The following is a 26,058-nucleotide window of genomic DNA, read 5'->3' as shown; positions in this document are numbered from 1 at the left end:
ATAATTATGCAGATTTATTGGAAAAAGAAAATTTGTGAATTCGTGGCGGAAAAACTTAAGTCCCAGAGGGACGAAATATTTATAGAAAAGATATTTGTTGTACAAAAGAGCTCCAGCGGAGCGAAATATTTTTTCAGCCACGAATTCACGAATTTTTATTTAAAATGATACGCGAAATTTGTGCTGGATAATTACACGAATTGATTGAAAGAAAAATTCGTGAATTCGTGGCTAAAAAAAACTTAGAACCTTGGCATCTTAGTAGCTTAGTAGCTCAGAATCTCAAATAGTCTTAATCTCCATAATTTTCTGCTCGAAAGTATCTTTAAAATCAGATTTACTTTTGATTCTGGTTTTATAAGTATAAATTGTAGCCACAGAAAGTTCTAGGAATTCTGCCATTTGGTTACTGTCTTGAATTCCTAATCGGTACAAAGCAAAAATTCGCAATTCGGTATTGAGAAGCTCTCCTTTTTTGACAACGCATTTATGATCGTTTGGAAACAATTTATTGAATTCTGTTACAAAAGTTGGGAATAATCTCAGGAAGATTTCATCAAACTGATGAAATAAGTTTTCTCTTTCTTCCTTTACATTATAACGCTTTAAACTGGCAATAACTTCATCTGTTTTTTTGGTAATAATCTTATGAAGTGTACTCTTCTGAATATGATCGATTTTATTAATGAACGCTGAAGTCGCTTTAATGAAATATGTAATGTATTCTTCCTTGATCGCATTGGCTTCGCTTAAACTTACATTCATTTCCTGCAGTTTTAAATAAGACTCAGCCATCGTTTTTCGGGCCTTGTTTTTCTCTTTTAATTGTTTGAAGATAATTCCCAAGAAAACAAAGATAATAACAGTTAAAATGGTTAAAAGAATAATGATCTTTTCCAGTTTGTCATTTTTATCTTTTACATTATTCAACTGCGCTTTTTCTATAATTGGAAGAATTGATGAAATCTCAATTTTTCGATGTCTGGCATTGTAAAAAGTCGCATCATCCATTGCGATGTTAATGTATTCATTGGCTTTGTCCAAATAACCCATTTTGAAAAGTTCATTGGCTAAATTTCTGAGCGCAACGGTTTCTTTTGTTGCATTTTTAACATCGGCAATAGCGGCAAGAGCAAGATATTGAATCGCCTTTTTTGTATAACCTCTCTCCGAATAAATATAACCAAGACTCGAAGTTGCAATGCCATAATAATCTGGAGGCAGATTATAATTGTTAATCCAATAGCTGAAAGCAAATTCTGCACCACGCCAATCCTGTTGTTTGAGGCGTTTCAAACTTTCGGCGGCCCAATATTCATTGGTATTGGTTCCGATTAATTCTAAAGCTTTTTTTAAGAAATGATTACCCTGTTGGACATAATGAATATTAAAACGCTGATCACGGTTGTAATCGGCTAAATCATAGTAAGCACGGGCTTTTATGTTGTAATATTCAAACTTGTTTTTGATATCTAGTTTAGTGTCATCAATTACATTCAAAGTATCAATTGCTTCTTTAAAAAGTCCAGAAGAAAGCAGTACAAAACCTTCCTTAATACGGCTTTTAGATAAAAACTTCGGGTCTTTTAAAATCTTGGCTTTGATTTTAGATTGTTCCAAATAGTAATAAGCAGAGTCGTATTTAAAAGATTTGTATTCGTCAAAAAGTGACATATAACAATTGTACAGCTCTTCATTGTTTTGGTTAAGTGTAAACTTAGAGACATTTTTCTTTAAAGCTTCAATTTTTCGATATTTCTGTTTTAGATAGACATCTTTTTTCAAAAGTACCTGATCTAATTCTTCTAAATAAGGATTTGTCTCTTTCGCAGTCAGAGAAAAACCTCCAATAAAGAAAAGGAGTATCAATATTCTTTGCATGATTTGGTTTTGGTTTAGGGTAAATGGGTTGTTTGATATAGTTAGTTAATTCGTTTTTAAAATTAGAAATAAGTTTGAAATTAAAGGAAACCTAAAATCTCAGAATCTTGTAAATAGTTTAATAACATCGCTTTAGAAGGAGTTTTTTGAATCAAAAATAAGCTGTAAATGTTAAAAACGGATAAATTATTTGCAATTATACAATAAAAACTATTTATATATATGCATAGTGAAAAAATAATAGCAAATATTTCACATATTGTCATTTTAACCATTAAAAAACTACTGATTTTTATCTAAACAGCGTCTTGATTTTTCATTTGTAAAAATAATTATAAAATATTGATATTCAAATAATTGATGTTTTAATTCTTCTGATTTTATCTTGATTTTTCTCAGATATTTTTTTTAAGTTTTATTTAACTTCTAGCTTCGCTCTATCCTTTTGAAGGGGTAACAAACTAACAAAAACCAAAATTTTATGAAATGTAAAAGCTTTTATTGGTTAGCTCTTTTAATGTGTTTTTTTGCGATTAGTTGCGATAACACAGAAGATGGAAGCTACGTAGATCCAATTACCATTTATGAGAAAGTAAACGGCAATTGGCAATTAGCAAATTTGAAAATGGTCGATGAAACTGCGAAAGCAAATAAGATCGAACCGAGTGAAGAAAACTTGAGTACTTATTTCGACTACGAAGATTTTAAAATCAACTTTAGCGTAGACGAAAAAAACAGGCCGACAAGTTATGAAGTAACTGGAAACGTTCCGCCTTTATTTGCTCCAAAAGGGTATTGGGAACTAAGTTCAGATTTCCAACAAACAAATGACCGTGCAACAAAAATCTATCTGTACAGCGATGCACAAAAAACGCAGAAAACAGATGAACTTCGATTAATGTCTGTTCCAGGTAAAAATGAAGAAATGCAGCTTCAGTTAGTGCGTTCTTCTGGTGGTACTCCGTTTGTGTCTTACATCTTTAAATTAAATGCTATTAATTAAAAAGTAATATGAAAAAGTTTATATATACAATTTTACTTGCCTTTTTGATGGCTCCTAATTTTATTCAGGCGCAAGAAAATGCCGGAGCTGTAGGGCCAATGTCGTCATTTCCTGTAGTGTACAAATATGATGAACAAGTTACTTGGTATTTCGATTTATCAGGAACTACGTTTGCAGAAACAGAAGATTTATACATCTGGATTTGGTCTCCATCTGAACCGGATGCAGGAAACTGGGAACATTCTTCGAGTTTTGCAAAACTGAAATATGAAGGAAATAAAATCTGGAGTTTTACTTTAACTCCAACCGTTTATTTTTCTAAAACTCCGGCTGAAATTGCTGCGAGCGCTGGATTTTGGTTTCGTTTAAAAAACTTTAACGGATCGAAACAAAGTGATGTTGCCAATATGCCATACACTGATTTTTCTTCTTTCTATACTGCAAATGAGTTAATCAGATCGTATCCGTCAAAACCTTTGATTGATAAACCAGTTAGTATTTTATTCAATTCTAATTTGAAAGATGGTTTTGCAGGTGTCCCAAGTGTTCATTTTCATAGTGGTTTAAACAATTGGGCGGTTTTACAGGAATATCAGGCATGGCTTCCAGATGTATCTGAAAAAACAAAATTGAAAGATCTAGGAAATGGTTTTTATAGAATGGATTTGATTCCGCAGCAGTACTACAATCCGCCTGCTGGTTTTGTTATGGAAAACATCACTTTCTTGATGGTTGCAAAAGACTGGACAACAAATTCTGGTGATCAAATTATTTATGCAGGTGAATTTATTCCGCCACCACCACCAAGTTTCAGCTTTTTTCCATTGCAAATTAGTCAGAAAGATTTCTTGGGAATGTCCAGAAAAAATAACGAAGTGGGTGTAAACAAATTGCTTTACACAATCACGGCAGGAACAAAAACATTCTCAGGTGAGTTTTCTGGAGGAACTACGGAAATTAAAGGCTTTGTGAATTTAGTTTCAGAACTAAACGGCCTTCCGAATTTAAGCGAAATCCACGTTTTGGTAAAAGACAACAAAGACAAAACGATTTCGGATACTACAATTCCGCTTAAAACTTTAGACAAATAAATTCACTATTAAATTAAAACATCAATTCTAATGAAATGAGCATAAAAGAAAAGTTGGTCGTAAAACCAATAGTTGATATGCGAATTACATATGACAGATAAAAACAATAAATAGTTTCATATGAATAGTAAAAATACAAAAAGCGTCCTGCATCAAATGTGGACTGCTAAAGCAACGGTATTGATGATATTTATGCTTTTTCTTTCTGCTGGTTTATTTGCACAAGGAAAAAAACAAATATCAGGAACCGTTTACGACAATACTGGCAGCGTTTTGCCGGGAGCTTCTATCATTGAAGTAGGAACAAAAAACGGAACTACAACAGATTTTGATGGTAAATTTAGTCTTCAGGTAGCCGTAGGAGGTGCAATCGAAGTTTCTTTTATTGGATCTACAACTCAGAAAGTTCAAATTACTGCTAATACTTCCAATTATGATGTGCGTCTGCAGAATGACGGTTATGCGTTGGCAGAAGTACAAGTAGTTTCTGTAGGTTATGGTAAAGTAAAAAAATCAGATTTAACCGGAGCTATTTCAACTGTTGGCGCAGATGATTTAGTAAAAGGAACAATTTCTTCTACAGAACAGGTTTTACAAGGAAAAGTAGCAGGTTTAAATATCATTCGTCCTTCTGGTGATCCAGCAGCAGGTTCTACAATCCGTCTTCGTGGAGGAACTTCTTTAACAGCTAGCAATAGTCCGTTAATTGTGGTTGACGGTATTGCAGGTGTAGATATCAATGTCGTGCAGCCAGCAGATATTAAATCGGTTGACGTTTTGAAAGATGCTTCTGCAACAGCAATTTATGGTTCTAGAGGAGCAAATGGGGTAATTATGATTACAACTAAATCTGGAACTAAAGGAGTTTCTGTAACTTATAATGGTTTATCAAGCATTGGTTATGTAACAGACAATTTAGATCTTTTATCTGCAAACCAATGGAGAGGTTATGTTCGTCAGACAGGAAATGCAGATGCTGTAGATTATGGTGGAAATACGAATTGGCAGAAAGCAATCGAGCAGACAGCGATTTCTCAATCTCATACTTTAAGCATTAATTCAGGAAAGGCAGACAGCGGTTTTAGAACTTCTATTGGATATTTGAATAATGAAGGTGTTATTAAAAAATCAGGTTTAGAAAGAATCAGCGGAAACGTTAGTGCTTATCAGTTTCTTGGAGACAACAAAGAGGTAAAATTTGATATGGGATTATTTGCAAACATCGACAAATGGCACCCAATTGATTACAGAATTTTTGAAAGAGCTTATAACTTAAATCCAACAATCCCGGTTTACAACGAAGATGGATCATTTTCTTCTGTAACAGGAAATATTTATCAAAACCCGGTTGAGATTTTAACCAACAGAACTTTTGATAATGAAAGACACAGACTTTTAGGTTATTTCAAAACAGATGTGAAATTTTTAAACGATTTTACCGCTACGGCTAATATTTCATTGGAACACAATGCCGTAAAAGGAGGAACGTACAAACCATCTTATGCTGTTATGGAAGGTCAGACTGAAGGCGGTTTTGCGCAAAGAACTTATGCTGAATTTACTAACGCACAAGGCGAGCTTTATGTAAACTACAACAAAACAATTGATAAACATAATATTAGTGCTTTGGCAGGGTATTCTTATCTAGAAAATATTTATCAAGGTTTTGGAGCTCAGAGAGGTGGTTTCGTAACCGATGCTTTCAGCTATAACAATTTAGGAGCGGGTTATAATTATCGTTTAGGAGATGTGTATTCATACAAAGGAAAATCAAATTTAGTTTCTTTTTATGCTCGTGCCAACTACGGTTACGATGGTAAATATTTATTGACCGCAACTGTAAGACGTGACGGATCTAGCCGTTTTGGAGAAAATAACAAATGGGGAACTTTCCCTTCTGCTTCTGCAGCGTGGAGAATTTCTAACGAAGAATTTATGGAATCTTCAAAAGGTTGGTTAGACAATTTAAAATTAAGAGTTGGTTACGGAGTTACAGGTAATCAGGACGGAATTGGAGAGTACAAATCGCTTTCTATTTTAGGAGTTGGAAACGACAGTTACTACGATCCTGTTACTAAAACATGGAGTTTGGCCTATTCGCCAAAACAAAATCCAAATCCTGATTTGAAATGGGAATCTACACAGCAAATTAACGTTGGTTTTGATTTCGGTCTTTTCAATAGGATTACGGGATCTTTCGAATATTATTCTAAAACAACAAAAGATTTATTATACACGTATGAAGTGCCTCAGCCTCCATATTTAGTGGGAACAATGCTGGCTAACGTAGGTGAAATGTCTAACAAAGGAGTAGAGTTGACTTTGAATGCTGACATCATTAAAGGTGAGAAATTCAACTGGAATGCCAATTTAACGTTAGGACATAACGTTCAGAAAATCGAAAAACTTTCAAATCCAACTTATAAAACAGATGTAATCTACAGCGGTTCTTTACACGGTTTAGCTGGGATGTCCGGACAATATTCTCAGATTATTGCTGAAGGATATCCTGTTGGAACTTTCTGGGGATTCAGAAATGCAGGTTTAGATGCAGATGGTAAAATACAATATTACAATGCTGCAGGACAGGTTGTGCAAGAAAGTGCTTTGGTTGATGCTGATAAAACAGACTTAGGTAATATTCAGCCAGACTTGACTTTAGGTCTTGCGATGAATTTCACTTACGGAAATTTTGATCTTGGAATTTCAGGATACGGAATGTTTGGACAAAAAGCTTTAAACGCAACTAACATGATGTTGAACGATCCTAACAGGTTACCATCATTTAACGTTCCTGACGATTTCTTAAGCAGCGGTATTACTTCTGCTCCAAAGTATTCAGATTATTGGATCGAAGATGCTTCTTTCTTCAGACTTCAAACCTTATCTCTTGGTTATACATTACCATTGAAATACAAAAAATCTAAAGTAAGATTCTATGTAATGGGAGAAAACCTATTTGTATTTACAAGCTACAAAGGTGTAGATCCAGAGATTGGATTAAATGCTCAGGACGGAATTAATCAAACTGGAGTTATGGATCAAACTGGATTGGCAGCTCCTGGAATTGACAGATATAATAATTATCCTCGACCAACAACCATTTCTGTTGGACTAAATTTTACGCTGAATAATTAAGCGAATTGATAACCATAAAATATTAAAAATGAAAATCAAAATAACAGCAGCAATACTTTTAAGCATGCTTTTTACGGTATCATGTACTGATTTGAACGAACAGTTGTATGATCAGGTAGAAGATGGTGAGTTCGGGAATACAACTAAGGAAATTGATGCGCTGGTAGGAGGAGCTTATTCTTCGTTAAGAGGATTCTCTGATGCAATCTCAAATAACTTTCCAACCTGCGAATATGTTTTCTTTTTGAATGAAGTTGTTTCAGACGAAGCCACAATTCCAACAAGAGGAACCAACTGGTACGATGGCGGGCAGTATCAAGATGCACAAAAACATACTTGGAAAGCAGATAACAGAATGATTCTTTCGGCTTGGCGTTACAATTACACTGGAATTGCAAAGATCAATGCGATTATTTATCAAATCAATAAATCGTCTTTATCCGATAAAGCTAAAGAACCCATTTTTGCAGAACTAAAAGCGCTTAGGGCTTATTACTACTACAATCTTTTAGATTTATTCGGAAATGTGCCAATTGTAACCAATTTTGAGGATACAGATTTGCCTTCGAATTCAACTAGAAAACAGGTTTATGATTTTGTTGAAAAAGAATTGACAGATGCTATTCCGCATTTAAACCCAAATGTGGTGTATTCTAAATTGACTAGAAATGTTGCTTATTCTATTTTAGCGAGATTATATCTTAATTCTGAAGCATTCATTGGGGTAGCGCGCTGGCAGGATTGTTTAGATGCATGTCAGAAAGTTACGGGGTATAGTTTAACACCAGATTTCTTTGCCAATTTCGTAACCGAAAATCAGACTTCATCTGAAATTATTTTTGCTATTCCTTATGATTCAAAAGCAGGAACAGTTGGAAATTATATGAATTCGATGTCAGCACATTACAATCAAAAATTAGCGATTTCGCCAATAGGAAACTATCCGTGGAGTGCAAACGGAATGTGCGCACAGCCAGGAGTTTATTCCGCTTTCGCTGATACAGACAAAAGAAAAAAATGTATGCTGGAAGGCGATCAGATCAACTTGGCAACAGGTTCTGTAATTATGATGGATAATGGAGAACCACTAACTTATACTGAGAATCTGACAAGTTTAGAAGATGCTAAAGAAAATGAAGGAGTACGTTTGGCTAAATACGAAATGAAAGCAGGAGAACAATGGGAACGTGACCACGATTTTGTCCTAATTCGTTATTCAGAAATTTTAATGATGCAGGCAGAATGTTATGTTCGTTTAGGTTCGCCAGATTTAGCAAGACCATTTTTACAGCAGGTTACTGCACGTGCAGGAGAAGAAATGCCGGCAACAATTGATTTAGCTTTTATCGATCAAGAATTGCTGAAAGAATTCACTTTCGAAGGAAGAAGAAGAACAGACAATATTCGTTTTGGAACTTTCTTCCTGCCTTGGTGGTCAAAAGGTGCAACAGAGAAATATAGAGCAATTTTCCCAATTCCAAGCACTGTTTTAACAACAAATAAAAACCTAAAACAAAATCCTGGGTATCCAAATTAGGTTACTAGAATGTCAGTCTTCCATGTTGGTTAGTCGTGGAAGGCTGACATGTTTTTAATTTTTTGCAACAGATGTTAAAAGGTTGATTACTGAATTTTAGGATTTAAAAAGTGATTTTATTTCACGCAGATTCTGCAGATTAAAGCAGATTTAAATTTAAATATCATAAAAATGAATCTGTGTGAATCTGCTTAAATCTTTTTTAAATCTGCGTGAAATAAATTACCCAAGAATAAAATCCTTGTAATTTTTATAATCTGTGGTAAAAACAAAATATAAAGCACAACAATATGAAAAGATATATCACATCATTGGTTTTTGGTTTAATGAACATTGTGATGGTTGCTGGATGCAGCAGCGATGACAAAGGTTCAGATAAGCCAACAGAACCAGAAAAAACAGCGCCTGTTGCGATTGAGAAAACCAACAGCACCAAAATTTATATGCACTACATGCCGTGGTTTGAAACCAACGAAAGCAGTGCCGATAAAAAATGGGGATATCATTGGACAATGGCCAACAAAAATCCGAACAATATTGGAGCAAACGGTCGTAGAGAAATTGCATCTTATTATTATCCGCTGATTGGGCCGTATCATTCAGGCGATAAAAATGTGATTGAAAATCATTTATTACTGATGAAATATTCAGGAATTGATGGTATTCTGATCGATTGGTACGGCACTTATGATGTAAACGATTACCGAATGGTCAAGGAAAATACAGAGCAGTTAATTGAAATGCTGGATAAAGTAGGTTTAGAATATGCGATTGTTTATGAAGACCGTTTTTTAACCAATGTTGTCAATGCTGGAAAAGCAATTTCGGTCACCAGTGCGGCAAAAACAGATTTAGCTTATGTTCAAAATAATTATTTTACTGATGCTAATTATATCAAAATTAATGGGAAACCTCTTTTGATGAATTTTGGTCCAATCGTTTTGCAGACTGCTGCTGAATGGACAAATGTGTTTGGGACTTTAACTACAAAACCAACATTTTTAACCCTTTGGGATCATTCAGCAAAAGCAGGCGATAATGCCGCTGGAGAGTATGCATGGGTTTATAAAGACAATAGTTATCTGACTAATTTTTACACCAATACAAAACCAAAATTGGGAGTAGCAATGGGAAGCGCTTATCCTGGTTTTAAAGATTTTTATGCTGCAGGTGGAGGCGGAGCGGCAATTGGATGGACAATAGAACATAACAACGGAGCGACACTTGATGAAACATTGACTTTGGCTAAAAATGCCAATATCAATTACCTGCAATTGATTACGTGGAATGATTTTGGAGAAGGAACTATGTTTGAACCAACCGTAGAATTTGGATATTCTTATATCGAAAAAATAAAAGCTTTTTCGGGAGTAAAAAATACAGAAAATGTTTTTTCTGATATCAGCAAATTGTATGATTTACGCGTACAGAAAAAAGGAAATGTCGATGCCCAGAAAAAACTCGATCAAGCGTTTAATTATTTTGTTTCGATGCAGTCAGCAAAGGCAAAACAAGTATTAAGCGAAATTAAATAGAGCGGTAATTAATACAATTTAAATAATGAAAAACAATAAATATAGATACTGTATAGTCGCGCTGGCATCCATGTTGCTTTTTGCCTGCAGTACTAAAAAAACGTATAAAATCAGTTCTCCTGAAAAAATCTCTGAACTTACTTTTGAACTAACACCTTCGGGACAGCCACAGTATCGTTTTTCTTCTAACGGGAAATCGGTTATTGAGCCTTCTCTTCTTGGATTTGAATTCCAAGAACTGCCAAAAATGACCGATGGTTTTGAAGTCATTTCAACAGAAGAAAAATCGGCAGATGAAACCTGGGAACAGCCTTGGGGCGAATTCAAAAAAGTAAGGGATCATCATAACGAATTAATTGTTCACTTAAAAGAAGCAAAAGGCGAAGAGCGTTTGGTGGATATTATTTTCAGAGTTTTTGATGATGGTTTAGGTTTTCGATATGAATTTCCAAAACAGCCGAATTTAGGAAAAGTCAAAATCTCAAATGAAGTAACACAATTTACTTTTAAAGATAATAATGAAGTCTGGTGGATTCCGGTTCACCGCGAAAACAGTTATTACGAAAGTGAATATCGTAAAACGTTAATGAGTAAAACGGATACGATTAATACGCCAGCCACTTTTGAAACCAAAGACAAATTGTATGTAGCGATTCATGAAGCGAATCTTACGGATTTTGCTTCAATGACACTTTTAAAAACATCTGATAAACAATACAAAAGTGATTTAGTGCCATGGGCTGATGGTGTAAAAGTTTATGCTGAAACGCCTTTTAAAACGCCGTGGAGAACCATTGTAGTTGGAAAAAATCCTGGAGATGTTGCAACTTCAACCATTATGCTGAATCTAAACGAACCTTCAAAAATTGAGGATTTATCGTGGATTACGCCATCGAAATATATTGGAATCTGGTGGGGAATGCATTTGGAAAAGTACACCTGGGGGCAAGGCCCAAAACATGGTGCAACGACCAAGAATACTAAAGAATACATTGACTTTGCTGCGAAAAATGGTTTTGACGGCGTTTTAGTAGAAGGCTGGAATGAAGGCTGGGATGGCGATTGGACTGCTGACGGTTCTGCATTTAGTTTTGTAAAAGCTTATCCCGATTTTAATTTGGAAGAAATCACGAAATATGCTGCCGTGAAAAATGTTCGTTTGATCGGACATCATGAAACTGCTGGAGCAACCAAAAATTATGAGAATCAATTGGAAGATGCTTTCAAATTGTATCAGAAAATGGGAGTGAATTCGGTTAAAACGGGTTATGTAAACAAATATTTGGACAAAAAAGAATGGCACGACAGCCAATACGGAGCGTGTCATTACAGAAAAGTAATCGAAACGGCAGCGAAATATCACATTATGATTGACAATCACGAACCTATGAAAGGAACGGGATTACAACGTACTTATCCAAATTTCATGTCACAAGAGGGAGGTAGAGGGCAGGAATATAATGCATGGTCTGTAGATGGAGGAAATACACCAGAACATTTAACCACTTTGCCTTTTACCAGAATGCTTTCTGGGCCTTTTGATTACACTCCAGGGAATTTCAATTTTGATTATAAAACACCTTCTGGAGCAAAAGTACAGACGACTTTGGCAAATCAATTGGCATTATATGTTATTATTTTCAGTCCGTTGCAGATGGCTTCAGATTTACCTAAAAATTATGAAGGAAAACCGGAATTTCAATTTGTAAAAGATGTTCCTTGCACTTGGTCAGACACCAAAGTTTTAGATTCAAAAATTGGAGAATACACTACAATTGTACGTAAAGATTGGGACGAGAAAAACTGGTATTTAGGTTCAATCACAAATAGAAATGCAAGAGACTTAAAAGTCGCGTTATCATTTTTAGATAAAGACAAAGAATACGAAGCAGAAATCTACGCAGACGGAACAGGAGCCAATTATAAAACCAATCCGTATCCAGTTACAATCTCTAAACAAAAAGTAAACAGCAAAACCGTTTTAAACATTAAGTTGGCTGCTGGCGGAGGAACAGCAATAAAATTTTCTCCAATCGAGAAATAAGTTTTTTCAGTTTCTAAGATGCTAAGTTTCTAAGATACTGAGTTTTTTGAGTTAAGTAGTTTAAGTTTGGTAATGAACCCGATAGCAAAGCAGTTATCGGGTTTGTTTTTATTACAGGTTTTAGGTTTTGTTGGAGCGCGTATTTTTTTAACGCAAAGAGCACAAAGGTTATTTTTTGCTAAGTGTTATGCTTTGAGAATATTAAGTTCGCAAAGCTATATCAACACAAAGCTTTGCGAACTTTATGTTGGTAAACATATTCCTAAAAAAAACTTTGCGTCCTTTGCGTAAATCTTTGCGTGCTTTGCGGTAAAAAAAACGATAGTGGAGCGGTTATCGGGTTTTGTTTTTTGTTGGAACGCTTAATTTTACCGCAAAGTTCGCTAAGATTTTTTCACAAAGTGTTATACATTGAGAATATTAAGTTCGCAAAGCTATATCAACAGAAAGCTTTGCGAACTTTATGTTGGTAAACATATTTCTTTAAAAAAAAACTTTGCGTCCTTTGCGTAAATCTTTGCGCTCTTTGCGGTAAAAAAAAACGATAGTGGAGCGGTTATCGGGTTTTGTTTTTTTTTGGAACGCTTAATTTTACCGCAAAGTTCGCTAAGATTTTTTCACAAAGTGTTATACATTGAGGATATTAAGTTCGCAAAGCTATATCAACACAAAGCTTTGCGAACTTTATGTTGATAAACATATTCCTAAAAAAACTTTGCGAACTTTGCGCTAACCTTTGCGTCTTTGCGGTTAAAAAAATACACTCAAAGTATAGAAACCTTAGAACCTTAGCAACTTAAAAAAAAATCAATGCTTATAAAGCTTCACATGATTCCCAAAGCTGTAAGTAGCCGTTAAAGTAGGACCATTATAACCCCATTTAAAGAATCCATTAAGCCTTTCTTTTTCCATGTCGACTCTAATATTTAGTCCAGTATAACCCGCCATTAAACTGAAATTTTGATAGACATTATACAAAACAGATAAATTGTAACTCAATAATCTCCCGTCAAAGTCATTGATTTTAATGGCGAAGTAATTGAAGTTAGCATAAAGCCCCACTTTTCGTCCTAATACAAATTCCCCCCAAATACCAAGATCAGGAAGAGGAGCAGTAAAGCCAAAATTATCTTTAACTTCTAAATTTGCTGTTGCGCCTGCCAGTCCAATTCCTAGATCGCCAAATAAAACATGCGCACCAATAAGAGCTCCGATTTCATATTTTGGTTTCGATATAAAGGCATAGCCATAAGTAATTCTTCCGATATGATTGTCCATGAATGCATAAACTGTAGCATCTACAGGATATACGTGATCACGAAATTCAATTTCTTTCTGAAGTGTTTTCGTAGATTTTCTACTTAGATAATAATATTCTGCACCAAGTCTAGATCTTCGGGAGATTCTCCACTCAAAAGCTCCGAAAAATGAAGTTGTACTTTTGTTAAAGCCAAGGTCTTTTTCAAAATCAATTAAATTTCCAAATTGACCATTATTGCTGCCAACCTTAACCTCCGTGTTGTTAACAGGAAAAAATACACCAGCAGTCACTTTAAATCTTCTCGCGTGCCACGGAAGATCATCGGCATAATTATCCTGAAAATTTTCACTTTCAGATTTAACAGTCGTTAAATTTTCAATTGAAGTTGCCTCTGCAAATGTTTGGGCATTTACCGGAATCCAAAAGAACGTCATTACCAAAAAAAATAATAATTTTTTCATCAGATTTGTTTTTAGATTTTGATTGGGTAATATTTAACAATAAAGTTAGTAAATATTATCGTTCATTTTTCTTTTTAGGATTGAATTGTTATGTTGAAGTATTTGGTTATCAGTAAAATAAGAATTTATTTAAAATTAGTTGACATGTCATCCTTTTTTGTAACTTTGCCTCATGGAAAAGGTAAATACAGATAAAGAAAGTTTTTCAAATTTTTGGAAAGAGGAAATATCCGACAGTTTCTTCTTTCAAATCCACCGTATCAAACGCGCAATTTTTAGACGCACCAACGCGTTAATGACTGAGGAAGGAATTACACTTCAGTTAGAACAATTACCATTGCTAATGATTTTAAACCATAAAAGTCTTTCGCAGCGAGAATTGTCAGATAAAACGATGCGTGATAAATCTTCTATTTTAAGAAGTATAAATTCACTGGAAAAGAAGAATCTGGTTGAGGTTGTAAAAGATAAAACCGATAAACGAAAGAATATCGTAAGTCTTACGAATGAAGGAAGCACTTTGGCAAAAAACATTCGATCTCTTATGAAAAGGGCAGAAGAAGAAGTAATGTCTGTGTTTAGTCCAAAAGAAAGAATTGAAGCCTTGAATGCCGTGAGATTTTATGCTGACAAATTAGAAACGCTTTAATTTTTTTTACACTTTAAAAGTTGATATGTCAACTTATTTTAAATGATTATTTGATTAAAAAATGAAAAAAAACGAATTATTAGAAGGTCCCATTCTTTCTTCATTATTAAAATTGGCCGTTCCCATTATGATTGCCAATCTTTTGCAGGCTGCTTATCAATTAGTTGATGCCTTTTGGGTTGGTCGATTAGGAGGCGATGCTGTTGCAGCAGTTTCTATCAGTACGCCAGTAATATTTTTAACCATTGCTTTAGGAACTGGTTTAGCCATTGCTGGATCTATCTTAATTGCGCAATATTTTGGTGCAGGAAATCAGAAAATGGTCAATCACGTGGCGGCGCAGACTTTATCTATGGTTATCATAGTTTCTGTTGTCTTGTCTATTATTGGATATATTCTGAGCCCATACTTTTTATATCTTTTGAAAGTTGAACCACAAGTCTATATCGATGCTCTAGGATTTATGAGAGTGGCATTTGTGGGATTGGTTTTTAGTTTCGGATTTATGATTTTTCAATCGATTATGCGTGGAGTTGGACGTGTAACGTTGCCGGTTTATATAGTTTTGGGAACAGTAATCCTAAATTTCGCATTAGATCCATTGTTTATTTACGGATGGAATTTTATTCCGGCAATGGGCGTAAAAGGCGCAGCATTGGCCACTTTATCGACACAGCTTTTGGCAATTATTATTGGTTTTGCGATTTTGTTTAGAGGGAAACACGGAATCCATCTTCGCATTCAGGATTTTAAACCAGATTGGAATCATATAAAAAGAGCTTTCCAGATTGGATTTCCTTCTTCTATAGAACAATCTATGCGTGCTTTAGGAATGATGGCGATTACGTTTCTAATTGTACGTTTTGGTACTACAACTGTAGCGTCGTATGGCGCAGGTTCTAATTTAATTCAGCTGATTTTGATTCCTGCCTTAGGACTTTCAATGGCAATTGCTACTTTGGTCGGACAGAATATTGGTGCAGGAAATGTAGATCGTGCGGCCGAAATTTCAAAGTTAGGGGCTTATTTAGGTTTCGGATTATTGACAGGATTAGGAATTATTGCTTTTATTTTTGCGCCTTATCTAATTGCCTTTTTCGTTCCAAGAGATCAAGCCGTTATCGAAGGCGGAACAGAGTTGCTAAGAATTACTTGCCTTTCATGGGGATTTTTAGGTTTACAGCTTTGTCTAACAGGCGTTTTCCGTGCAGTTGGAAACACTAAACTTCCTATGATTTTGACTTTGGTTTCACAATGGGTAATTCAGTTTCCATTAGCATTTATTTTGTCCCATAATACTCCTTTAGGAAAACACGGAATTTGGTGGGCTTTCCCAATTGCTTCGGTCGTAACCGCTTTAATAACTATTGTAATGTATGTGAAAGGCGATTGGAAAAAAGAAAAACTAACAGGAAAAACCAATAAACTAATCGATAAAGTAGAACGAGAAATAGTGGAAGAAGGTTTTGAGGTTAAATAAGATGCTAAGGTTATAAGGCGCAAAGACACAAGGATACAAAGCGACAAAGAAACAAAGTGACAAAGGTTTTGTAGAGACGCACAGCAGTGCGTCTTTTTTTTTGAGGGTTTTAAAAAAAACTTTGTCACTTTGTCACTTGGCTACTTTGTCACTTTTAAAAAAAAAACTTTGTCACTTTGTTTCTTGGCTACTTTGTCACTTTTAAAAAAAAAACTTTGTCACTTTGTTTCTTGGCTACTTTGTCACTTTTAAAAAAAAAACTTTGTCACTTTGTTTCTTGGCTACTTTGTCTCTTTTCAAAAAAAACTTTGTCACTTTGTTTCTTGGCTACTTTGTCTCTTTTCAAAAAAACTTAGTATCTTAGAATCTCAGAACCTTAGAAACTTTAAAAAAAAATGACCCAAAACTTAAAACGTTATTTCGTAAAATCTTTACTTGTATTAGCCTTCATTCATTTAGTTTATTTTTTATACGGTTATTTTACTTTTGAAGGAATAGCAAATATTGATATTTATACAGAGTTTTACCGCTTTAAATTTTATGATGACGTTTCCATTTCACATTTTTTTGTGAGTGGGTTATTTTTACTTTTCTTTCTGATTTTTTTAGTGAAAAATCATTCGAGAGAAAGTTATAAAATAGGAAGTTTGTTTCAAATTGCAGGTTGTTTATTGCTGATTTCTTTTTTAACATTCTCATTTTTTATCAGTTATAGTTTTGGGATGAATGCCAAATTAAAAACAGAACTTTCTGAAAATGATTTTAATAAGGATAAGAGACTGCTGAATGTTCTCAATCCGTTTTTGTATGGATTCACTTCTTACAGTTCTGATAAATTATTTAATTATGAGAACATTTTATACCCAAAACCTTATCCCGTAATTAAACAGGAAGATACAATTGTTCCAGGCGAATATCCGATAATTGAAACCAATTATTATAGTGTTGATACAATCAAGGTCTTAACAAACACTTTTGATAAAACAACTAATAAAGCAGATAGTATTCTAGATATTCTTGGTTTTGATAAAGAAGAATTATACAAAAGAATTATCTCAAAAAAAGTGATTAATGATAGTACAGAAATCATTTTTAAGAGCGTTCAGGTACATCCAGAACACGATGATGATATTTGTATCTTTTTACAAAACAAATCTTTGTTTAAACCAATAAAGGGAGATTCTGTTTATAAACAGCAATATCAGTTGGCTAAAGATCGCTATAAGTTATTGTATCAATCTAAAAAAGATTCTTTGACTTATGAGTTTCAGAAATTGGATACGTTGTTTAGAAAATACAAAATCGAGTCAAGTATAGTTCCAAAAGTATTAACACAAGACGTTTATCGTTATAGAGATAATCATGACGATCCAATAAGCGGCATCCAAAATATTTTTGATAGAAAGGCTTTGACAGAAAAGTTTACGATTTTAGAAAGACTCTTTTACGAACCTAATTATCTGCATCCTAATATTATTGGAATATATTTTATGGTAATTGTTTCCGTTTGGTTTTTACTGTTTTTTATTTATTTGCCTTTCAATAAGAAGAAGTAAAATTCAATATCAATTTCAGTAAACAATATCAATAAGAATAAAAATGTCAATTTTAAAAGGAAACATTAGGCATTCCTATTGATTTTTGCCATTGATTTTAGTCATTGCATTGACTTTCGCCATTGAAATTGCTAAACTCGGTGATAATCTGCTTTCCAATGTACGATGGCTTTTTTTATTGCATCACCGCTTAAACTATTTTTTAAGGCATCTTCGACAAGTGGAATCAATTCATTGTCTGGAGCAAATCTTAAAGCAAATATTTGATCGTCAGTTAATTTATATTCAAATTCTTCAAATCTTTTGCCTGTTAAAGTAAAATAACGATAACGCATTTCCAAACGCACAATTCGATTTTGCAGTGTTAAAGCATAATGCTGACGCAGCATATAAGCGACTGCAAAAAGGAAAATAAAGGCTATACTTATAAACGACCAAATTAAATGATCTTCGGTTGTAATAGCAAAATAAATACTGCTAATTAAAAATATAATTAAGATAGGATAATATATAAAATGGTGCGGTTTGTAGAACCGTATATGATTGTAATAGGTTTGAATCTTCATGTTTTTTCTTTTAAAGGTACTCTAAAAAACAAAGCTGCTCTATAAAATTATAGAGCAGCTTTTTCCCAAAAATAAACTAACATAACCAATGTTCTCTTTATAGTATAAACTTTTTACAGTTTTCTAAGTAATTTTAGTAAGAATAAAGTCTTTCCTCTTCGTTAATCAAATCTTCACTAGGACTTGTTTTTCTTTTTGTAAAATTACTTCAAGAGCAGCGGTAATTTGTTATATTTTAATCGGAAAAAGTTACATGATTCCAATATTTGGATTTTAATTTTATAAATAATGAACTATTATAATAAGGTTTTAATGACTTTCCATTCATTCAATTTGTCCTGAAAAGCCTTTCCAGCATTGGCGGGACTGGTAGATGGAAGAGTGATTTGTTTATATTCTTTCTTTAAATGGACATATTTCTTAAAAAAGGCTGCTGCTTTTTGTCCATTAAAAATTATAACATTAATTGATGGATGATTTTCTAGAAAATTTTCAAAATCATTGGCAATTTCGTTTTTGATAGCGCTGTCCAAACTGCCTACACGATCACAAAATTGTAAGACATCCCAAAGGGCAATATTTTTTTTGATTAATAATTCTTTTCTAGTTTCATAATCGTATGAAAATTCTTCTTCGAGAATTGAGAATAGAAATTTCCAAAAATTGTTTTGATTGTGTCCATAGTATTGATTGAGTTCTAAAGATTTTGTTCCAGGCATCGTACCTAAAATTAAGATTTTAGATTTTTTTGAACTTATTGGGGCAAAAGAAAAACTTTTCATATTGTATAAACCGATGTTTGTTGATTTATGTTAAAATAAGCATTAATAAGGAATTATAAAACAAAACCAGAAAATTATATAACATTTTTGGTCTGTGATTGGGCGAACTTTGACATTCAGATTTTTAGAAATACTAATAAGGTAGTTCGTTTTAAAGTTTGTTTTGCAGATGTAGAATTTAAATCCCATCGTCATGAAAATTATTACTATAAATACAGAGAAAACTCAGAATATATTTGATGAACTTCAAGCTAATTTTGGAGGTAAGGTTGCTTTTGATTTAGACGAATACTCATTGGAAGTCGAAAACAGTTTTGCAGAAGGTTCTATTGTTGGAGCTTCCTTTAATGATAATATTTCTTATGTGCAGTTTGATATGACATTTTCAGCAGATGTTCGATTGGATATCCTTAATGTAAAGTCTTCGCCTATTTATTTTGCCTATTGCTCTAAAGGAAATTTATCACATAGTTTCGGATTGAATGGAGAGGAACGAAAATTAAAAACGTTTCAAACGGCTATTGTTACTTCGAAACAGAATCAGGATAATGTTTTATACTTTGAAAAAGGAAAGAAAACCAAACTGACTTTAATTATTGTTGGAACTCAAACTGATGCCATAACTCAATCTCATTCTTTAAATCAACAGGTAAAGGATACTTTTTTTGAAAATAATCTAGTGCAGGATTTCTTTTATATTGGTTCTTATAATTTACAGATTGCCGAAAAAATCGAGCAACTTAATTCGATTACACAAAGCGGAATTGTTAGAAATTTATTAAAAGAAGGGATTATGAGAATTATTCTAGCAATGGAAATTCAACAGCATTCAGACGATTTACATGCTTTTGCAAATGATTCAAATGGATTGACTTTAAGAGAAATGGAAGAAATCAAAGAACTTTCGGAATTTATAAAAACAAGTCCAGAAGAAGCTTTTTCAATAAAATCGTTAAGCAAAAAATCAGGTTTATCTCCAAATAAATTGCAGGAAGGATTTAAAATGATTCACAACCGTACAGTCAACGATTATATTACACATATGCGCGTATTAAAAGCAGAAATCTTAATCAGAACTTCTGATTTAAATATTTCTGAAATCGTGTATTGTATCGGTTTTACGAGCAGAAGTTATTTCTCAAAAATCTTCAAACAAAAATTCAACTGCAGTCCAAAAGAGTATAAGTTTAATTTGAATTCGTTGGCTATAACGGCGTAAAAGCCTAAGTTACTAAGCTTCTAAGACGCTAAGATCCAAAGTTTTGAATTAGAATAGTAACTAAATAATTAAATATAAAGTCGTTAGCTCTAAAGCATGATATATAAACGCTGAGGTTCTAAGAATTTTAAGTTAAAAAACTTAGAATCTTAGAACCTCATTTGCTTAGTATTTAAAAAAAATTATACATTTGTATAACTAGTTATATAATTAATTATTATGGAATTTTTTGATAAAGTAGGTAAAGCGGCTCTAGGAAGTCGTTTACGATTAATGACAGCAGCTATAACAGATGATGCTTCTAAAATTTATGAATTGTACGGTGTTGATTTTGTGCCGAAATGGTTTCCTGTTTTTTATGTTTTGACCGAAGAAAGAGAATTAACAATTACTGAAATTGCAAATGAAATTGGTCATTCACAGCCTTCTGTCAGTAAAATTATTCAAGAAATGACGAATGCTGGAATAGTAGAAGAAAGTTTAAAAACAGATGATAAAAGAAGAAATAATGTCGTTTTGACTGCAAAAGGACTTTCTCTTTCTAAAACGATTCAGCAGCAGTTAGAAGATATTGATGTTGCTATTGATGGTTTAATTTCAGAATCAAAACACAATCTTTGGGCGGCACTGGAAGAATGGGAGCATTTATTAGGTCAAAAGTCAATGTTTAAAAGAGTGAGCGATCAGAAAAAACTTCGTGAAAGCAAAGATGTAGAAATTGTAGAATATGAGCCTAAATATAAAGAAGCCTTTAGAGCATTAAATGTAGAATGGATTTCTAAATATTTTGAAATGGAAGAATCTGATTATAAAGCATTAGATAATCCTGAAGAATATATTTTGAAAAAAGGTGGAAAAATCTTGGTTGCTTTATATGAAAATGAACCCGTAGGCGTCTGCGCTCTTATCAAAATGGAAAATTCGGAATACGATTTTGAAATGGCAAAAATGGCTGTTTCTCCAAAAGCGCAGGGAAAAAGTATTGGCTGGCTTTTAGGAAAAGCAATTGCTGATAAAGCTAAAGAACTGGGAGCAAAAAAAATCTATTTAGAAAGCAATACCATTCTAAAACCTGCAATAAACCTATATTATAAACTTGGTTTTGAGAAAGTTTTTGGATTGGAAACGCCATATAAGAGATGCAATATTCAGATGGAGTTAGTTCTTTAAAAAGAGATTCAAAGTGACAAAGGCTTTCCACACATAGTTAAAACCTTTGTCACTTTGTTACTCTGGGCCTTTGTATCTATAAAAAGTTACCTTCCAAACTTATAATACTCTAAATCTGTATTTTTTTTATTGTGGAGAGAATCCAGAATAGAATTCATTCCAATAACGCTGAACGTAATTCCGTTGCCTCCAAATCCCAAAATATAATGTTCATTTCGTCTTGGATTTGGTTTTCCGAAATAGGGAAGTCCGTCTTTGGTTTCTCCAAAAGTTCCTGCCCAGGAGTAATCAATTTTAAAATCAAGATCTGGAAAACGCTTAAAAAACTGCTTTAGAAGATACTGTTCTTTTTTAGGCAATAATTTATCTCGTTTTCTAGCATCTTTAAAATCTTCGTCGCCACCGCCTATAATAATTCTATTGTCTTCAGTAGTTCTGATGTAATGATAGGGCGATGCTGTATCCCAGAATATAGCATGTTTAAAATGTTCCGGAAGATCAGGCTGACTTTCAGAAGCAATGACATAGGTGCTTTTTAAATCAACTACTTTTTCATTTAATGTTTCCGTGCTCTCATAACCTGTACAGTGTATAATATGAGAGGCTGTTATTGTATTTTTAGAATCAGTATGCGCGATAATTTTTCCTTTTTGATGCTGGATTGCAGTTATGTTTGTACGGTCATAAATCTGCATTCCTTTTTGATGACAGTGATATAAAAGATCGTTTGCTAGTTTAAAAGGATCCATTACAGCAGCTGTTTTAGATTCGATGCCTGCAATGGCGTTTAAACCCATTTTTTGAAGTTCAAATCGACTCAGCCAGCTGATTTCAAATCCATGCTGTTTTCGCATTTTGTATTCATTTTTTAGAAAAGGAACATCTTTTTTCAAGGTGGTAAAATAGATACTTTTCTTAAACTCAAAATCGCAGTCGCAGCCAATATTATCAATAATATTGCGAAGATCAAAAATGGCTTTTTTGCCATTTTGGTAACTGTCTACAGCACATTTGGCGCCTCGTAGTTTAATAAGCTGATGTAAAGGGACATCAATTTCATACTGCAGCAATGCGGTGCTTCCGGAGGTGCTTCCTCCGCAAACGTCGCGTCGGTCTACCAGTATAATTCTTTTTCCTTCATTGACCAGCTTATAAGCGGTCAGCGCTCCAGTAATTCCTCCGCCAATAATTAGAATATCAGTAGTGAGATCCGTATCAATGGAGGGATAACTGTGCTTCATGGCATTTTTTAGAGGCCAATAAGTTTCGGTTGAACTTAATTTCATTTTTTGGTGTTGTTTTTGGTGGGACTTTTGGTAGTTTTTTTATTTATAGGTTTATTATTTTTCTGTTGCTTACGATTATGAAGTTCATGAGCTTCGGCTATAGAATGAGAAGTTTTAATACTTTCATCTTTTTTGGCTAATTCACTTAAACGATGGTAATATTTCTGGATGATGATCATTTCCTCTTCGGTCATACTTTCAATATCTACCAAACTATTACTGGATGATTCATTGGATGCAACGAGTTCATTTAATTTTAACTGAATGGCAAGTGAATCTTTATTTTGGGCTTTCTGAATTAAGAAAACCATCAAGAAAGTAATAATGGTTGTTCCCGTATTAATAACTAACTGCCAAGTTTCTGAATAATCGAAAATAGGCCCTGAAACTGCCCAAGCTACAACTATAATAAAGGCACTTATGAAAGCCGTTGTGCTTCCTGCAGCTTTAGAAACTTTTGTAGCAAACTTTTCGAATGCACTATTATTATGTTGTGATTTCGATTTCATTATGATTTTGCTTTGGGTTTACTTACTTTTTCTTTGCGAATCACTTTATTATGTTTTTCATCATAAACTGCAGGATTAATTTCTTGCCCAGTTTTGCTGAAGATTTTAATTTTTGGAGCTTCATGAGTTCCAGTAATGACAATTGGAAATCCAATAATTCCCCAAAGAGGAAGTCCAAGACGCATTTTAAGATCCAAAAGTCCGTCAAAGCTTGTAGTTCCTTTTATTGTAGGCCTAAAGCTGGCTACAGTAAAGGTAAATGGCTCAATATTAATTAGGTTTTTATCTATTGTTGATTTGACTTCAATTCCTTTCATATCAGGATTATTCAAACCATTTTGTCCTGTTTTAGAGCTAATTCCGTCAAATAATTTTAGGCCTTTAATTTTTACATCGCGTAGATTCAAAGTACCGCCACCTTGCAGAGATTCATAAATTGGGCTCATATTTCCGTCTAAGTCGCCTTTAATTTTATAGTCGACAGAAACGATTCCGTGGGCTTTTTCGGCTGCAGTAACCATCTCATGAAACATCGGAATTTCTTTGTATGCTCTCTGCACATCAAAATCTTTTGCCGTAAAGTGTGCGTCAAAATGTGCTGCTGTAGGCGATTCGTCTTTATACGAGGCATTAATTCCTAAAATACAGTCAATGATATTAAAGGTAGTGTTTTCTAAGTAAAATCCTTCTTTTTTTACACCAATTTTTCCTGATAATTTATTGAAAATAAGTCCGTTGTATTCGATTTTATCTGCATTTGCCGTTAAAGAGACATTTAAATTTTTCGGAATCATAACAACACCGCTCATTTTTGGATGATCTTCTTTTGCATATTCAATTTCAGTCTTTTGATCTTTATTTTCTCCTTCTTCAAGCGCCATAAATTCATCCACATTGATCAGTTTTGATTTTAAGTTGAAATTACCGCTTAAAGTTCCGTTAGATTCTAAAAAGTAATTGATCGTATTTAGAAGATAACCGTTAATATCAAAATCAGATTTTCCGTAAGAAGCATTAAATTTCTCAAACCACATTTTCTCATTCTGAAAACGGAAATTTCCCTGTTTGATGAAAAAAGCTTTTGGGAATAATTCAGAAGTTGCTTTTATATTTTTAAGAATCAAAGTTCCTTTGTTGTCCAGTTTATCATATTGTCCAGTCGTGGCGTAACTTTGTTTTCCTTTTAACGAAAGATCGGCTTTGGCATAACCCGTTAGATCCAATCCTTTTTGAGAGAAAACCTGATAAATTCTGCCTACGTTCAATTCGCCTTTAATTTTGGCATCATAAGCCAAATCACTAAAGTCAGATAAGGTTGCATTTACATAAACTGGATTTCCTTCAAATGTGAAAGAAGCAGGAGCGACCGCCACAATTAAATCCTGAAAAGTTCCTGCTTTGTTCAGCATATTAGCCACAAAGGTAATATTGGTAATTGGGTTTGGATAATATTCGGTTTTCAGCCAGCCATTTCGTAATGAGATGCCTCCAATCGTTTTTGGAAACAGTTTTTTAGAAGTGCTGAATAATCCTCTGGCTTGTATATTCGTTTTTAAAATTCCTTTTAAATCAACACTGTTTAGTCCTAGTGCGGCATCAACAACAGCTAAATCTAGATCTCCTTTTACACTGGCATTGATGTTCATTTCACTTAAACCTTTACTGTGCAGATAAGCATTGAAATAATCTTTTTCGCCCACTTTAAATTTCAAGGTTCTAAGATTTACTAAAAGTTGTTCGGTATCTAAAGACGGAAGAATAGCATTTAGATCCATCTGAAAATCTTTTAATGGAACAGGTGCGTCTTTGTAATTAACGGAGCCTTCATTAATTTTGAGATTGAAAGCTAAATTTGGTTTTTGTTTTTTAGGAACATTGTAATCTCCTTTAAAGGTCAGTAATAAGTCACTTCGTCCCGAAATTTCTGTTTTCTCTAGCCAAGTCAAATATTCAGGAGGCATTACAGACAATAAATCTTTGACAGTTGTATTCTCTGAAGCCGCTTTAATATTGATTTTGTATCCGTCTCTTAAAATGGTAAATAACCCAGTAAATTTTAAAGGCAGTTTATTGATTTTTAATTCATTTTTTTGAAGAATAAACGAAAGCGAATGCGTATTGATTCGGGTAATTAAATCGGCTTGTACTTTTTTCCTCCTTAAATAACCCGTTCTATCATAAAAGAAATCTAAGTTATCGATTCTGGCATCTGTCGCCAGATCAAAAATATCTTCGCTTAAATTTCCTTTTCCAACGTAATTAAATCCTTTAGCATCAACTAAGATTTTAGCGGAACGATCATTGTATTTTACATGACAGTTTTTTAAATCGATTCTTTCTAATCTTATTGCGGTTCCTTCTTCAGGAGCATTTGGATCTTCTTTTTCATCTTTTCGGTCTTCTGGCGCCACATAAATATTGTAATTGGCTTGACCTTTTTCGTTTACCATTACATTAATTAAGGCATCAGAAACATAGAGTTTATTGATTTTGACTTCATTGTCAAAAATCAAACGTTGTAAATTGATTCCGAAAGCAACTTCATCAGCTTTCAATAAAGTATCATTGCTGAAAGGTTTAGAACCCGTTAAAGACAAATTATCTAAAGAAACAGTGAGGGATGGGAAATGAGTAAAAAACGAAAGCTTAGATTTGGTAAAATCCAACTTGGTATCCAATCGTTCGTTAGCAATTTTCTTTACTTCCGAAGCAATTTTACCAGGAAACAACATCGGAATTATAAATAGCAAAAACAAGATTACCGCAATTGTAATTCCGGTAATCTTTAAAACTTTTAAGGCGGTATGTTTAAATGAAGTAGGCATGTATTGTAAGTTTTTGCTGTTTAAAACAGCTGATTAAAAATAGAAGATTTTTGTCAGAATTTTAA

18 protein-coding genes are annotated in these 26,058 nt (G+C 33.6%); 11 read left to right on the top strand and 7 right to left on the bottom strand.

All coding sequences use genetic code 11. From position 1 onward, the window contains the following. Positions 1-282: 282 nt before the first annotated feature. Positions 283-1,881, bottom strand: coding sequence for a SusR family glycan utilization regulator (gene susR / locus P2W65_RS21485; RefSeq protein ID WP_289661040.1), 1,599 nt, complete (start codon positions 1,879-1,881; stop codon positions 283-285). A 481-nt stretch (positions 1,882-2,362) separates the two neighbouring features. Between susR and P2W65_RS21480 the strand changes: the two genes are divergently transcribed. The 6 genes from P2W65_RS21480 (at position 2,363) to P2W65_RS21455 (ending at position 12,229) form a co-directional block, all read left to right on the top strand. Next, positions 2,363-2,884, top strand: coding sequence for a DUF5004 domain-containing protein (locus P2W65_RS21480; RefSeq protein ID WP_289661038.1), 522 nt, complete (start codon positions 2,363-2,365; stop codon positions 2,882-2,884). An 8-nt stretch (positions 2,885-2,892) separates the two neighbouring features. Next, positions 2,893-3,975: a hypothetical protein gene (locus P2W65_RS21475; protein WP_289661036.1), complete on the top strand. Its 1,083-nt coding sequence runs from the start codon at positions 2,893-2,895 to the stop codon at positions 3,973-3,975. Between the two features lie 120 nt (positions 3,976-4,095). After that, entirely contained in the window at positions 4,096-7,113 is a 3,018-nt protein-coding gene (locus P2W65_RS21470; protein ID WP_289661033.1) for a SusC/RagA family TonB-linked outer membrane protein, read from the top strand. A 28-nt stretch (positions 7,114-7,141) separates the two neighbouring features. Next, the gene (locus P2W65_RS21465; protein ID WP_289661030.1) at positions 7,142-8,650 is read left to right on the top strand and encodes a RagB/SusD family nutrient uptake outer membrane protein; all 1,509 of its coding nucleotides are present in this window, start codon (positions 7,142-7,144) and stop codon (positions 8,648-8,650) included. Between the two features lie 290 nt (positions 8,651-8,940). After that, positions 8,941-10,185, top strand: coding sequence for a glycoside hydrolase family 99 protein (locus tag P2W65_RS21460; RefSeq protein WP_289661028.1), 1,245 nt, complete (start codon positions 8,941-8,943; stop codon positions 10,183-10,185). A gap of 25 nt (positions 10,186-10,210) precedes the next feature. Next, complete coding sequence (locus tag P2W65_RS21455; RefSeq protein ID WP_289661025.1) at positions 10,211-12,229, top strand: glycoside hydrolase family 97 protein; 2,019 nt, start codon at positions 10,211-10,213, stop codon at positions 12,227-12,229. Positions 12,230-13,036: 807 nt separating this feature from the next. Here the strand turns inward: P2W65_RS21455 and P2W65_RS21450 are convergent. Then, entirely contained in the window at positions 13,037-13,951 is a 915-nt protein-coding gene (locus tag P2W65_RS21450; protein ID WP_289661023.1) for a hypothetical protein, read from the bottom strand. Positions 13,952-14,123: 172 nt separating this feature from the next. Here P2W65_RS21450 and P2W65_RS21445 point away from each other — a divergent pair, with 172 nt between their 5' ends. The 3 genes from P2W65_RS21445 to P2W65_RS21435 all read left to right on the top strand — a co-directional run bounded on the left by P2W65_RS21445 (position 14,124) and on the right by P2W65_RS21435 (position 17,636). Beyond that, positions 14,124-14,600 carry a MarR family winged helix-turn-helix transcriptional regulator gene (locus tag P2W65_RS21445; RefSeq protein WP_289661020.1) on the top strand — a complete coding sequence of 159 codons (477 nt, stop codon included), beginning with the start codon at positions 14,124-14,126 and terminating at the stop codon, positions 14,598-14,600. 61 nt (positions 14,601-14,661) lie between these two features. After that, positions 14,662-16,080, top strand: a complete 1,419-nt coding sequence (locus P2W65_RS21440; protein ID WP_289661018.1) for an MATE family efflux transporter — start codon at positions 14,662-14,664, stop codon at positions 16,078-16,080. Between the two features lie 395 nt (positions 16,081-16,475). Next, positions 16,476-17,636 carry a hypothetical protein gene (locus P2W65_RS21435; protein ID WP_289661016.1) on the top strand — a complete coding sequence of 387 codons (1,161 nt, stop codon included), beginning with the start codon at positions 16,476-16,478 and terminating at the stop codon, positions 17,634-17,636. A gap of 131 nt (positions 17,637-17,767) precedes the next feature. On the opposite strand, the gene P2W65_RS21430 is transcribed toward P2W65_RS21435, so the two are convergent. Beyond that, a complete protein-coding gene (locus tag P2W65_RS21430; protein ID WP_289661014.1) occupies positions 17,768-18,202 on the bottom strand; it encodes a DUF6526 family protein in 435 nt (144 codons plus the stop codon). A gap of 296 nt (positions 18,203-18,498) precedes the next feature. After that, positions 18,499-18,984: a DNA-deoxyinosine glycosylase gene (locus tag P2W65_RS21425; protein WP_289661013.1), complete on the bottom strand. Its 486-nt coding sequence runs from the start codon at positions 18,982-18,984 to the stop codon at positions 18,499-18,501. A 193-nt stretch (positions 18,985-19,177) separates the two neighbouring features. Between P2W65_RS21425 and P2W65_RS21420 the strand changes: the two genes are divergently transcribed. Together P2W65_RS21420 and P2W65_RS21415 are read left to right on the top strand one after the other, a co-directional pair. Further along, entirely contained in the window at positions 19,178-20,203 is a 1,026-nt protein-coding gene (locus P2W65_RS21420; RefSeq protein WP_289661010.1) for a helix-turn-helix domain-containing protein, read from the top strand. A gap of 219 nt (positions 20,204-20,422) precedes the next feature. Continuing rightward, positions 20,423-21,373, top strand: a complete 951-nt coding sequence (locus P2W65_RS21415; protein ID WP_289661008.1) for a bifunctional helix-turn-helix transcriptional regulator/GNAT family N-acetyltransferase — start codon at positions 20,423-20,425, stop codon at positions 21,371-21,373. 86 nt (positions 21,374-21,459) lie between these two features. On the opposite strand, the gene P2W65_RS21410 is transcribed toward P2W65_RS21415, so the two are convergent. From P2W65_RS21410 to P2W65_RS21400, 3 genes are read right to left on the bottom strand one after another with little or no spacing between them, the layout of a single operon-like run. Next, positions 21,460-22,659: an NAD(P)/FAD-dependent oxidoreductase gene (locus P2W65_RS21410; protein ID WP_289661006.1), complete on the bottom strand. Its 1,200-nt coding sequence runs from the start codon at positions 22,657-22,659 to the stop codon at positions 21,460-21,462. After that, positions 22,656-23,168 carry a low affinity iron permease family protein gene (locus tag P2W65_RS21405; protein WP_289661004.1) on the bottom strand — a complete coding sequence of 171 codons (513 nt, stop codon included), beginning with the start codon at positions 23,166-23,168 and terminating at the stop codon, positions 22,656-22,658. The genes P2W65_RS21410 and P2W65_RS21405 overlap by 4 nt, the downstream gene beginning before the upstream one ends. After that, positions 23,168-25,993, bottom strand: a complete 2,826-nt coding sequence (locus P2W65_RS21400; RefSeq protein WP_289661001.1) for an AsmA family protein — start codon at positions 25,991-25,993, stop codon at positions 23,168-23,170. Before P2W65_RS21400 ends, P2W65_RS21405 begins: the two co-directional genes overlap by 1 nt. Between the last annotated feature and the right edge of the window lie 65 nt (positions 25,994-26,058).

Source organism: Flavobacterium panacagri (assembly GCF_030378165.1).
GTDB classification, from domain to species: domain Bacteria; phylum Bacteroidota; class Bacteroidia; order Flavobacteriales; family Flavobacteriaceae; genus Flavobacterium; species Flavobacterium panacagri.
Note: the sequence above shows the minus strand (reverse complement) of the source record. Positions and strands in the feature narration are given on the sequence as shown.

What these genes read in the sequence shown, in the direction of transcription:
- susR (WP_289661040.1), bottom strand. Translation starts at nt 1,881, where the DNA reads ATGCAAAGAATATTGATACTCCTTTTCTTTATTGGAGGTTTTTCTCTG.
- P2W65_RS21480 (WP_289661038.1), top strand. Translation starts at nt 2,363, where the DNA reads ATGAAATGTAAAAGCTTTTATTGGTTAGCTCTTTTAATGTGTTTTTTT.
- P2W65_RS21475 (WP_289661036.1), top strand. Translation starts at nt 2,893, where the DNA reads ATGAAAAAGTTTATATATACAATTTTACTTGCCTTTTTGATGGCTCCT.
- P2W65_RS21470 (WP_289661033.1), top strand. Translation starts at nt 4,096, where the DNA reads ATGAATAGTAAAAATACAAAAAGCGTCCTGCATCAAATGTGGACTGCT.
- P2W65_RS21465 (WP_289661030.1), top strand. Translation starts at nt 7,142, where the DNA reads ATGAAAATCAAAATAACAGCAGCAATACTTTTAAGCATGCTTTTTACG.
- P2W65_RS21460 (WP_289661028.1), top strand. Translation starts at nt 8,941, where the DNA reads ATGAAAAGATATATCACATCATTGGTTTTTGGTTTAATGAACATTGTG.
- P2W65_RS21455 (WP_289661025.1), top strand. Translation starts at nt 10,211, where the DNA reads ATGAAAAACAATAAATATAGATACTGTATAGTCGCGCTGGCATCCATG.
- P2W65_RS21450 (WP_289661023.1), bottom strand. Translation starts at nt 13,951, where the DNA reads ATGAAAAAATTATTATTTTTTTTGGTAATGACGTTCTTTTGGATTCCG.
- P2W65_RS21445 (WP_289661020.1), top strand. Translation starts at nt 14,124, where the DNA reads ATGGAAAAGGTAAATACAGATAAAGAAAGTTTTTCAAATTTTTGGAAA.
- P2W65_RS21440 (WP_289661018.1), top strand. Translation starts at nt 14,662, where the DNA reads ATGAAAAAAAACGAATTATTAGAAGGTCCCATTCTTTCTTCATTATTA.
- P2W65_RS21435 (WP_289661016.1), top strand. Translation starts at nt 16,476, where the DNA reads ATGACCCAAAACTTAAAACGTTATTTCGTAAAATCTTTACTTGTATTA.
- P2W65_RS21430 (WP_289661014.1), bottom strand. Translation starts at nt 18,202, where the DNA reads ATGAAGATTCAAACCTATTACAATCATATACGGTTCTACAAACCGCAC.
- P2W65_RS21425 (WP_289661013.1), bottom strand. Translation starts at nt 18,984, where the DNA reads ATGAAAAGTTTTTCTTTTGCCCCAATAAGTTCAAAAAAATCTAAAATC.
- P2W65_RS21420 (WP_289661010.1), top strand. Translation starts at nt 19,178, where the DNA reads ATGAAAATTATTACTATAAATACAGAGAAAACTCAGAATATATTTGAT.
- P2W65_RS21415 (WP_289661008.1), top strand. Translation starts at nt 20,423, where the DNA reads ATGGAATTTTTTGATAAAGTAGGTAAAGCGGCTCTAGGAAGTCGTTTA.
- P2W65_RS21410 (WP_289661006.1), bottom strand. Translation starts at nt 22,659, where the DNA reads ATGAAATTAAGTTCAACCGAAACTTATTGGCCTCTAAAAAATGCCATG.
- P2W65_RS21405 (WP_289661004.1), bottom strand. Translation starts at nt 23,168, where the DNA reads ATGAAATCGAAATCACAACATAATAATAGTGCATTCGAAAAGTTTGCT.
- P2W65_RS21400 (WP_289661001.1), bottom strand. Translation starts at nt 25,993, where the DNA reads ATGCCTACTTCATTTAAACATACCGCCTTAAAAGTTTTAAAGATTACC.